This window comes from Microcystis sp. M169S2, assembly GCF_020245865.1.
GTDB lineage: Bacteria > Cyanobacteriota > Cyanobacteriia > Cyanobacteriales > Microcystaceae > Microcystis > Microcystis ichthyoblabe_A.
Map to the genome: position 1 here is coordinate 85,521 of NZ_JADBUB010000033.1, position 9,781 is coordinate 95,301.

9 protein-coding genes are annotated in these 9,781 nt (G+C 39.1%); 8 read left to right on the forward strand and 1 reads right to left on the reverse strand.

What is annotated here, in order from left to right; all coding sequences use genetic code 11:
* Nucleotides 1-4 precede the first annotated feature (4 nt).
* The 8 genes from IM485_RS03530 to IM485_RS03565 all read left to right on the forward strand — a co-directional run bounded on the left by IM485_RS03530 (nucleotide 5) and on the right by IM485_RS03565 (nucleotide 6,900).
* Nucleotides 5-565 (forward strand): D-glycero-alpha-D-manno-heptose-1,7-bisphosphate 7-phosphatase, encoded by a 561-nt coding sequence (locus IM485_RS03530; protein ID WP_103112314.1) that lies wholly within the window; start codon nucleotides 5-7, stop codon nucleotides 563-565.
* A gap of 13 nt (nucleotides 566-578) precedes the next feature.
* Nucleotides 579-1,304: an FkbM family methyltransferase gene (locus IM485_RS03535; RefSeq protein ID WP_104396446.1), complete on the forward strand. Its 726-nt coding sequence runs from the start codon at nucleotides 579-581 to the stop codon at nucleotides 1,302-1,304.
* A 207-nt stretch (nucleotides 1,305-1,511) separates the two neighbouring features.
* Nucleotides 1,512-1,802, forward strand: coding sequence for a DUF433 domain-containing protein (locus tag IM485_RS03540; protein ID WP_104396445.1), 291 nt, complete (start codon nucleotides 1,512-1,514; stop codon nucleotides 1,800-1,802).
* Between the two features lie 322 nt (nucleotides 1,803-2,124).
* The gene (locus IM485_RS03545) at nucleotides 2,125-3,057 is read left to right on the forward strand and encodes a class I SAM-dependent methyltransferase (RefSeq protein ID WP_311131359.1); all 933 of its coding nucleotides are present in this window, start codon (nucleotides 2,125-2,127) and stop codon (nucleotides 3,055-3,057) included.
* A gap of 23 nt (nucleotides 3,058-3,080) precedes the next feature.
* The gene (locus IM485_RS03550; RefSeq protein WP_287741329.1) at nucleotides 3,081-4,034 is read left to right on the forward strand and encodes a glycosyltransferase family 2 protein; all 954 of its coding nucleotides are present in this window, start codon (nucleotides 3,081-3,083) and stop codon (nucleotides 4,032-4,034) included.
* On the forward strand, nucleotides 4,018-4,848 hold the full coding sequence (locus IM485_RS03555; RefSeq protein ID WP_287741332.1) for a glycosyltransferase family 2 protein: 831 nt from the start codon (nucleotides 4,018-4,020) through the stop codon (nucleotides 4,846-4,848). The genes IM485_RS03550 and IM485_RS03555 overlap by 17 nt, the downstream gene beginning before the upstream one ends.
* A 258-nt stretch (nucleotides 4,849-5,106) precedes the next feature.
* Entirely contained in the window at nucleotides 5,107-5,892 is a 786-nt protein-coding gene (locus IM485_RS03560) for a glycosyltransferase (protein WP_287741335.1), read from the forward strand.
* A 33-nt stretch (nucleotides 5,893-5,925) separates the two neighbouring features.
* On the forward strand, nucleotides 5,926-6,900 hold the full coding sequence (locus tag IM485_RS03565; RefSeq protein WP_104396440.1) for a UDP-glucose 4-epimerase family protein: 975 nt from the start codon (nucleotides 5,926-5,928) through the stop codon (nucleotides 6,898-6,900).
* A gap of 28 nt (nucleotides 6,901-6,928) precedes the next feature.
* Here IM485_RS03565 and IM485_RS03570 read toward each other — a convergent pair whose 3' ends face one another.
* On the reverse strand, nucleotides 6,929-9,637 hold the full coding sequence (locus tag IM485_RS03570; RefSeq protein WP_287741340.1) for a bifunctional acetate--CoA ligase family protein/GNAT family N-acetyltransferase: 2,709 nt from the start codon (nucleotides 9,635-9,637) through the stop codon (nucleotides 6,929-6,931).
* Nucleotides 9,638-9,781 lie beyond the last annotated feature (144 nt).

Below are 9,781 nucleotides of genomic sequence, written 5' to 3' on the forward strand. Positions count from 1 at the left end.
AACCATGAATAAAGCCTTATTTTTGGATCGAGATGGAGTTATCATTGATTACATTCCCTATCTAAGTCAGCCAGAACAAGTAAAGATTCCCCAAAGTGCCGGTTCAACCTTGAAGCAATGGCAAGATGCAGGTTACTTACTGATTTTATATACCAACCAATCTGGTGTCGGGCGGGGCTATTTTAGTCTTGAAGACGTAGAAGCTGTCCATAGGCGAGTTTTTCATGAATATCAAAAATTTGGTGTATTTTTCCACGATCTTTTACTTTGTCCTCACCATCCTTCAGAAAACTGCCAATGTCGGAAGCCTTCACCTTACTTGTTACTAGAAGCATCGAGAAAATATGATATTGATATTGCCCAATCTTTTTTTATTGGTGATGCACCAAGTGATTTAGAATGTGCCATAAAAGCAGGTTGTCAACCTGTTTTGCTATTAACTGGCAGGGGGAAATCTACAGTAAAGCAAATCGACAAATATTCAACAAAAATTGCAGTTTTTAATCAACTGTATGAGACTCTTGAGTTGATTAAAAACCATAAAACTTTAGAATGTTCTAGGTAAGGAGATTTTAGCCATGCTCAAAAAAATAGTCAAGAAACTCTCCAGAAGTTTAGGAATTGATCTAAAAAGATACAATATCCAAACATCTGAAGCGGCGAAAATGCAGCGGTTGTTAGCCTATCACAATATTGACTTAGTATTCGATGTTGGCGCTAATATTGGGCAATATGCCAAATTACTGCGAGAGTTAGGCTATTCGGGAAGGATAGTTTCCTTTGAACCGCTGTCAAGTGCTTACTCTCAATTAAAAGCTGTCAGTGAAAAAGACCCTCTGTGGGAAATTGCTCCCCAAGCTGCCATCGGCAACCAAGAAGGTGAAATTATCATCAATATTGCTGGTAATAGTTATAGTAGTTCAGCTTTGCCAATGCTGGATGCTCACTTAGAATCTGCCCCTGAATCAGCTTACTGTGGTTCAGAAACAGTAAAATTGAGCAGGCTAGATACCCTTGCCAAGGACTATATCAAAAGCGAAACTAAATCCATTTTTCTCAAAATAGATGTGCAAGGTTTAGAAAAGCAAGTGCTAGAAGGCGCAACAGCAATTTTGCCATCAATCAAAGGCATTAAGCTTGAATTATCTTTAGTCCCTCTCTACGAAGGTCAAGTCCTGTTTAAAGAAATGATTAATATCCTAGAAAAATTAGGTTACGAACTGTACGGTATTGAACCAGGGTTTACTGCTGAAAAAACTGGGAGGATGTTGCAGATGGATGGTATTTTCTTTAAACCAGATTAAAAATTTAATCTGGTAAAACATGAGCAAAGTTATTTGTTGATATCCTTTCTCAAATAGTGCTACCCTGCTACCCGTGCTACCCTATGTACACAATGCGTACACAACGAGAGAGACATCTCCAAAAATCTATGCCCCAGTCCTAGCAATGGTATTCCTACTTGGTAATGGGATTTCTTATCCTTTTAGCTAAACAGCAACATTGCTCCTATGAAATTAGCCCCCATCCTAACAAAACAGTACATCGAGCAACAAGACGAAGAATATTGGCTCGAAGGAACTCGTATATCTCTTGATTCAGTTGTCTATTCTTTCTTGAACGGAGAATCGCCCGAAAGCATTGCCCAAAATTTCCCACTCCTTTCCCTCGAACAGGTTTATGGCGCGATCGCCTTCTATCTGGTCAATCGAGAGCTTGTCGATGCCTATCTGAAAAAGGGTGAAGCCGAGTTTCAGCAACTACAACAGTCTTGTAGAGAAAAGAGTCCTTTGCTGTACTAAAAATTGAAGGCAGCTCAAGCCCAGAATTGGAAAGCAGTATAACAGAAATTCGCTGGTTCGCTTTCTGGTATTAGCTGATTAAAAATTTTCTTTACAAGAAGTTGATCATCGGGTAAGATGTACCCAATATACCCATTGAATCTGGTCTTGAACTGGTTGGTTAATTGAATTGCCCATTATGGGTGACAGGCTGCCGCAGCAGTACTTTGTCAAGATTTAATAGGAAACAACCAGCTAGTAATAGTTTGATCAAGAATGCCAGTTCCTAGTTGGCTTTAACGACAAAACATGACAGTAAATATTAGTAGTGTAAAGGTTGACAATGTTGAAAAAATTACTTAACCGTATGCAAACCGAGCAGGGTAGAAAAAATATTAAATTTGCCCTAGCCAGAAAAATATTCAATCCCCTCTTAAGAAATATTGGCTACACCCTAATTACTGACCATTTTTATCAGCCGATACCCAACCGTCAGGAAATTATGACCTACGCGGGCAAAGAAAGGCCTCTTAGCTCAATTGAATGGCATCTAGATAAGCAAACTGAACTGGTTAGGTATTTACTAGAAAAATATGGTTTGGAATTTAACAATAAAGAAATTTTTTCAGCATTTGGTTATTCCGAAGATAGTTCTGCTCTCATTAGTGGCGATGCAGAAGTACTCTATGCTATGGTCAGAGAAAGGAAACCCTCTCAGGTAATTGAAATTGGGTCGGGTGGTAGCACTAAAATTATCGCCGCAGCTTTAAAAATGAATTTTATAGAAAATTCCCAAAAATCACAACTGATCTCGATCGAGCCTTATCCTCAAGATTTTTTAAAAGACTTTGCTAATGTTAGTAAAGATTTTCTAGAATTTAGTTTGCTTACCCAGAAAGTAGAAGCCGTAGATTTGTCTGTTTTTGAATCCCTGCAAACCAATGATATTCTGTTCGTTGATTCTAGTCATGTGTTTAAGTCTGGTAGTGATGTGGAGTTTGAATTTCTTCAAGTTTATCCCCGTTTAAAAACAGGAGTCTTAGTTCATATTCACGATATATTTTTTCCCTATGATTATCCCAGCGAATGGAATCTCAAAGAATCACGATACTGGAACGAGCAATACTTTTTAGAGACCTTTCTACAATTTAACAAAAAGTTTGAAGTTTTGGCATCCTTATCTATGCTATCTTATTATAAGAATTCTGTGTTTCTTGATAATATCAATGCTTATCATGAAGCTCGATTACCAGGTTCTTTCTGGATGATTGCTTGAAGATTACTCGCCTTAAAAAAACCATGAAAATAATTAATCTTAATCATAAATTTTCCACGACTCGCAAGCTCACTTCTGATCCCCTACAATATCCAATATTATCCCCACCAAATCTAGAACGCAAGGGAGAAGGGGGGTTGAGAAGCCAGGGATACTTCAAACAGTCTTACGATGAAGCTAGTGGTTTGTCTGACAATTCACCGCTTCCTTTGGTTACTATCATTACTGTAGTTTTCAACGGCGAGAAGCACCTAGAGCAGACGATTCAGAGTGTGATTAATCAGACATACGATAATGTTGAGTATATTGTTATAGATGGTGGTTCTACGGATGGGACAGTTGATATTATTCGTAAGTATGAAAACCAAATTGATTATTGGGTAAGTGAACCTGATGGTGGTTTATACCATGCAATTAATAAAGGAATAACTTTATGTATGGGAAGACTTGTAGGCATAATTCATGCTGGTGATAATTATACTTTAGAAGCTATTGTTGAGGTAGTCGAAGCATACCTTAAAAAAACATCTGCGGCACTCTTTACAGGGGATTGCCAATGTTTGTTTAGAGATAATTATAATTGGTATATTCGGTCGGGTAATCTAGGACCATTGCCCTATAAAACTTTACCTCATCCATCTACTTTTGTTTCTCTTGAAACATATAAGAAATACGGAGCTTTTGAAACTTCATTTAAAATAGCTAGTGATTACGAGTTTTTCTGTCGTTGTTTTGCTCAGTCTGTAGAATTCATTTATATCAATAAAACGATTGCTATTATGATGAATCCTGGAATTTCAAATAACTATTATATGACTGCAAAAGAAGAATTAATGGTTCGTATGCGTTACCTGCCCAAGTTACTTGCTATCATTATTTTCCTACGCTCTTGCCTAACAATTACAGGTCATAAAGCTTTAGAATATTTAGGACTATGGTATTTAATTGAGGCTAAGAGACATGGAAGCATCGGTTAGTGTAATTATTCCCTGCTATCGTTGCTCAAATACAATTGAGAGAGCAGTGGATTCTGTAGCCAGACAAACCCTCCGTCCTGCCGAGGTTATTCTGGTTGAAGATGGCAGCGGTGATGGTACATTGGAGAAGTTGAAAGAACTACAGCAGCAGTATGGTAAAGAGTGGATTAAGGTTGTTGCTTTAGAGTCTAACTCCGGTCCTTCTATTGCACGTAATACTGGTTGGAATTTAGCATCTCAGGATTTTATTGCTTTTTTAGATGCTGATGATGCTTGGCATCCAGAAAAAATTGAGATTCAGTATTCTTGGATGCTAGTCAATCCTCAAGCCTTAGGATGTGGTCATGCCTATGAGTTAGTTCAAGCTAATTCTCCTCGTCTAAATTATGGTGAAATTATATCGGCTTTTACAGTTCGTTTAGTAACCCCAAATCAAATTTTGTTAACTAATCCATTTGTCACTCCATCTATCATGTTAAAACGTAAAATTGACTATCGATTTGATACCTCAAAAAAATACGCTGAAGATCATTTTTTATGGATGGAAATGTGTCTAGATGGATGTCAGCTTTATTACCTTGATATCAAGGCCACTCTTGTTTTTGAAACATCAGGCAGCTTGAGTAGAAATAAACTCCATATGAGATATAGTGGAATAAATAACTATTGGAGATTGTGGAAAAAACAAAAAATTGATTTATCAACAATGATTTTTTATGTTCAATATACTTCTCTCAAGGCGGTTTTGTCAATTTTGTTTCCGAAATTACACTTGTTTTTTAGACAAAAGTTAGAGCTTTTTTTGTTTAATTAATAGTAATGGTATAATTTTGTTTAGGTTCTTATCTATAGCGGTATTCAGAATTATGAGGTACGCCGATTTTCTTCCCTGTTCCCTGTTCCTTTCTTCGAGGAAGACCCGAACAAAAACTTCAAGACTTGTGGCTACAAGCTGACATAGCTATCTGTAATAAGATTCCCAAGGTTTTTCCTCAAGAGATTGTTAAACCTTGGCACAGGTACAAGAAGTAAATATATCATCCATAATGTTTAACTTTATTACTTCAGAATTATGAAACTTAGTGCCTCCCTTGTCCTTTACAAAAATGACCCAGAGATAGTTATTCAAGCAATTAAATCTCTGTTCGGCACACCCATAGAAATTAATTTATCAGTAGTAGATAATTCTCCCACCGATGAATTCAAAAAAATATTCGATAATTTTCAGGAATACGATATAGATTATTACTTCAATAATGGTAATAACGTTGGTTTTAGCAAAGCTCAAAACCTAGCTATTGTTAGGGCTAAAAAGTATGATTACCATCTTGTAATGAATCCCGATATATATTTTGACAAGAAAACAATTTTAGAACTAATAGATTACTTAGAACATAATTTAGATATTGGATTAATTCAGCCTAAAATACTTTATCCCTACGGTGAAATACAATATCTGTGTAAACAGAACCCAACTTTTTTGGCACTGTTTATGAGAAGATTTATACCCAAAGAATTGGCTAGTCGGGGGATGTTTAAAAAATATATGGACTGGTATGAAATGAGGGAAACTGGTTATGATAAAATTATGGACGTTTCCTATTTGTCTGGGTGTTTTATGCTGTTTCGTCGTCAATATTTAGAAGAAATTGGATACTTTGATGAAAACATTTTTATGTATCTAGAAGATGCGGATATAACCTTGAGAATGGCAGAAGAATATAGGTCTGTATTTTATCCTAATACCTATATTTATCACTACTGGGCTAGAGGTTCGCAAAAATCTCTTAAATTGACTTGGGTGACTATTCAATCAGCATTTTATTATTTTAGTAAGTATGGCTGGAAATTTTGGTAAATTAGGTTAACATTATAATTGTAAAATAATTTTATGAAAAACATTTTAGTCACGGGTGCAACAGGTTTTATCGGCAGCTATCTTTTGCCAATTTTATCTCAGCAGAAATTCCAGATTACTGCGGCAGTACGAAATAATTTGTCTCAGTCCTTATCTATCCCAATTAAAACTATCAAAGTTGGCAATATCGATGAAAAAACTAATTGGCAAGAGGCTCTTGAGGGAATTGATATAGTAATCCATCTAGCGGCCCGCGCTCATATTATCAACGAAACTATTCCCAATCCAGAAGCGGAATTTATTAAGGTTAATACTCAGGGTACAGCTAACTTAGTTCAACAATCAATTCAAGCAGGAGTTAAACACTTTATTTTTATCAGTTCTATCGGTGCGATGACAACTCAAAGCGATAGGATACTCACAGAAAACTCTCCCTGTCACCCTGATAGTCCCTATGGTCGTAGTAAATTGCAAGCAGAACAAGCTTTAATTAACCTTGCCAAAGATACTAACATGACTTGGACGATCCTTCGTCCTACTCTAGTTTACGGCCCTGGTAATCCGGGTAATATGGAGCGCTTGATGAAACTAATTAAACGGGGACTACCTTTACCTTTTGGTGCGATCAAAAATCGTCGTAGTTTTGTCTTTGTGGGTAACTTAGTTGCTGCCATTATTACCTGTTTAGATCATCCTAATGCCGCTAATCAAATTTTTTTAATTAGCGATAACCAAGCTGTTTCTACTCCCCAATTAATTCGACTCATTGCTCAACAAATTCAACAACCCTGTCGATTGCTGCCCGTCCCCACTACCTTACTTAGATTCTTAGGTTATCTGGGTGATACCATAGAATCCATAACAGGGAAAAACCTCCCTTTTAACACCTATAGTATCGATCGCTTGCTTGGTTCTCTTACTGTTGACTCTAGCCATATTCAAAAAACCCTGGATTGGCAACCTACCTTTACTTTAGAGCAAGGATTAGCCCAAACAATTCAGCCATAAAATTAGTGATCAACCTGTCAAAAAGACTTCATAATTCAAGTTCCGCTTTGACAAAATCGGCAGTTTTATAGAGAGAAAACCCCACTTTAGCGGCTATCATCTGCATAGCGCGATTATCCCTTAAAATTTCCCCTTCGATTCCCTCTAATCCTTCCTTTTTGCCAATAGTGACCAAACGCTGTAGTAATTCTGTACCAATACCTTGACCTTGATAGTCATCCCTAACTAATAGGTCAAATTCCGCCACATTAACGCCATGCAGTTTATTTAAGCGTCCTATAGCGATAATTTCTGGTTCTTCCGTCTGATCGTTATTAATCTCTACCACTAAGCTCATTACTCGATCGTAGTCGATAAAACAAATGCGCGTAAGACGATCATAAGCGGTTTGGCGATCGAGATTGACAAGGTGAAAATAACGATAATAAATGGTTTCTTCCGAGAGATAATGGTGAAATTGTCGCACTAAAGGCTCATCCGCTGCCCAAATCGGACGAATTAGCACCTTTAAGCCTCTTTTCGTCCTCCAAGGCCCTATATAATGTTCGGGATAGGGACGAATCGCCGGATGAGATAACTTTTCTGGGGGAGTAGTTGGAGGATGAAGAAGGATAGAGGCGGAAAGGGCGATTAATTGCTCTGAATCGGCAAAAAAGGGATTAATATCGATAGTTTTAATGCGAGGTTGTTCACTAACCAAGTGACTAAATCTAACGATTATTTGCTCCAAATTCGCTAAATTAAGCGATTTAAGCCCATTTGTCCCGTTAAAAGCCCGATAAATCTTGGTTTTTTCTAAAAGTCGGCGAGCGAGATTAGTATTTAAAGGAGGTAGAGCGGTGGCGTAATCTTGAAAAATATCGACTAAACGGCCACCAGTACCAAAAATTATCACCGGTCCGCACTGATCATCGTAATTAGAGCCGATAATTAACTCATATCCTCGATCGATTTCTAACATCGGTTGAATAATCACCCCGAGAAAATGCTCCCGACCCACTTGTGCGCTAATATTAGCTTCGATCGCCTGATATGCTTGCACCACTGCCATAGATGAAAAAAGCGGCAATTGTACCCCACCCACCGCACTTTTATGGATAATCGTCCTCGAATACAGTTTCATCACCACGGGATAACCGAGAGATTCAGCGAGATTAACTGCTTCTGCGGCACTTTCGGCGACTTTAGTGACAATAACAGGGATTCCATAAGCTTTCAGTAGCTCTAAAGACTCTGGCTCACTGAGAATTGTTCTATCCCCTGCTTGCTCGATAATCTGGCTCACTAAAACTCGATCCGAGCCATTTTCCCTGGAATTGGTTAAAATTGGCGTTTGATAAAGACCGCGCAGATTCTCTTCATATTTCCAGAGCAAATTAAACACCCGGGCCGCCGAATCGGGATAGCGATAGGTGGGGATACCCTGCTGATTTAATAACGCTACTCCCTCTGCAATGCCCTCCCCTCCCATCAAACTTGCTAAAATGGGTTTTTTGCTATTTTGAGCGATTGAGGCGATTCTAAGGGCAATTTCTCGCAGATCAGTGTTAAAGCGAGGCGAGAGAATCATCAACACCGCATCGGTATGTGCATCCGCTAAAGCGATCTCTAGGGCGCGAGCGTAGCTATCGGGATCGCTGCCGCGACGCAGATCGATGGGATTTTGGGGGACGATATCCGTGGGAACAAGAGGCGCTAGTTTTCCGATCGTTGCCGGGGTAAGGGTTGCCAGTTGTCCATCTTCCGCCAGTAAAGCCGAGGCCGCTAAAAGAGCGGGAGCAACACCATTGCTGATGATTGTCAAGCGTTTTCCCCGGGGAAATCGGGGAATTTTCGCTAAAACTTGCGTGATATTCAAGAGATCGGCCAGTCTTTGTACTTCAACGATGCCACAACGAGCAAAGGCAGCGGAGAGAGTTAGCTGATCGCTGGTCAATTTGCCAGCATGGGAAAGAGAAGTGGGGTCAAAGTCTGTACTGTGGCGACTAATGGCGATAATTGGTTTATTTAGGGCAACTTCTCTGGCTGAGGACAGAAAAGAGCGGGCATTATTGAGGGATTCCAGGTAGATAACGATGCTTTTGGTTTGGGGATCGTCTCCTAAATAATAAAGTAATTCGCCCCAATCCACATCTAAAAGGACTCCGAGGGAGATAAAGTGACTAAAACCGACATTTTCGCTTAAACTCCAATCAAGCACGGCAGCAGCGATCGCCCCACTTTGACTAATCAGGGCAATTGAACCGGTTTTCGGCAGGATGGGGGAAAAGGTGGCGTTAAGATTTTGGCTTATATTGCAGATTCCTGAGCTATGGGGACCGATGATGCGTAATTTTTGACCAGCGATCGCTTTAATTTCCCTAAGTAAATTTTCCCCCATCTGTCCAGTTTCCCGAAAACCCGTGGAGAGAATCAGGGCGCATTTAACCTTTTTTTCGACAGATTGGGCAATAATAGCGGGAATTTCGGGAGCAGGGGCGGTGATAATTACCAGATCGATCGCCGTCTGGATATCCTCTAAACTGCTATAGGTGGGAAGATCGAGCCAGTTTTCGGGGTGAGGATTAACTAGATAAAGGCGGTGCTGACCGGGATTATGATGGAGATTATTTAAAAGAGTGCGATCAAGTTGGGGATTTTGGCGATTAAATCCCACCACAGCGATGTTTTTTGGCTCAAAAAAGGCTCTTATGGTTTGATGTTCGCCACCACGAGGCTCTAAGATGGGATTTAACATAAGTAGGGCTTGCTGAATAAATCTAAAAACCTTGTTGGATAAGGCTTTTAGACTTTTTTGACCTCAAAAAGTGCCGACCATTGGAGGGATCGGGGGTAAAATTCAGGTACTTTTTCCCTGAAAATTAGGTAACTGACTACCTCA

Bases quoted from the DNA above. Each gene is read 5' to 3' on its own strand.
- IM485_RS03535 (WP_104396446.1), top strand. From the start codon at position 579: ATGCTCAAAAAAATAGTCAAGAAACTCTCCAGAAGTTTAGGAATTGAT.
- IM485_RS03565 (WP_104396440.1), top strand. From the start codon at position 5,926: ATGAAAAACATTTTAGTCACGGGTGCAACAGGTTTTATCGGCAGCTAT.
- IM485_RS03540 (WP_104396445.1), top strand. From the start codon at position 1,512: ATGAAATTAGCCCCCATCCTAACAAAACAGTACATCGAGCAACAAGAC.
- IM485_RS03560 (WP_287741335.1), top strand. From the start codon at position 5,107: ATGAAACTTAGTGCCTCCCTTGTCCTTTACAAAAATGACCCAGAGATA.
- IM485_RS03570 (WP_287741340.1), bottom strand. From the start codon at position 9,637: ATGTTAAATCCCATCTTAGAGCCTCGTGGTGGCGAACATCAAACCATA.
- IM485_RS03550 (WP_287741329.1), top strand. From the start codon at position 3,081: ATGAAAATAATTAATCTTAATCATAAATTTTCCACGACTCGCAAGCTC.
- IM485_RS03530 (WP_103112314.1), top strand. From the start codon at position 5: ATGAATAAAGCCTTATTTTTGGATCGAGATGGAGTTATCATTGATTAC.
- IM485_RS03545 (WP_311131359.1), top strand. From the start codon at position 2,125: ATGTTGAAAAAATTACTTAACCGTATGCAAACCGAGCAGGGTAGAAAA.
- IM485_RS03555 (WP_287741332.1), top strand. From the start codon at position 4,018: ATGGAAGCATCGGTTAGTGTAATTATTCCCTGCTATCGTTGCTCAAAT.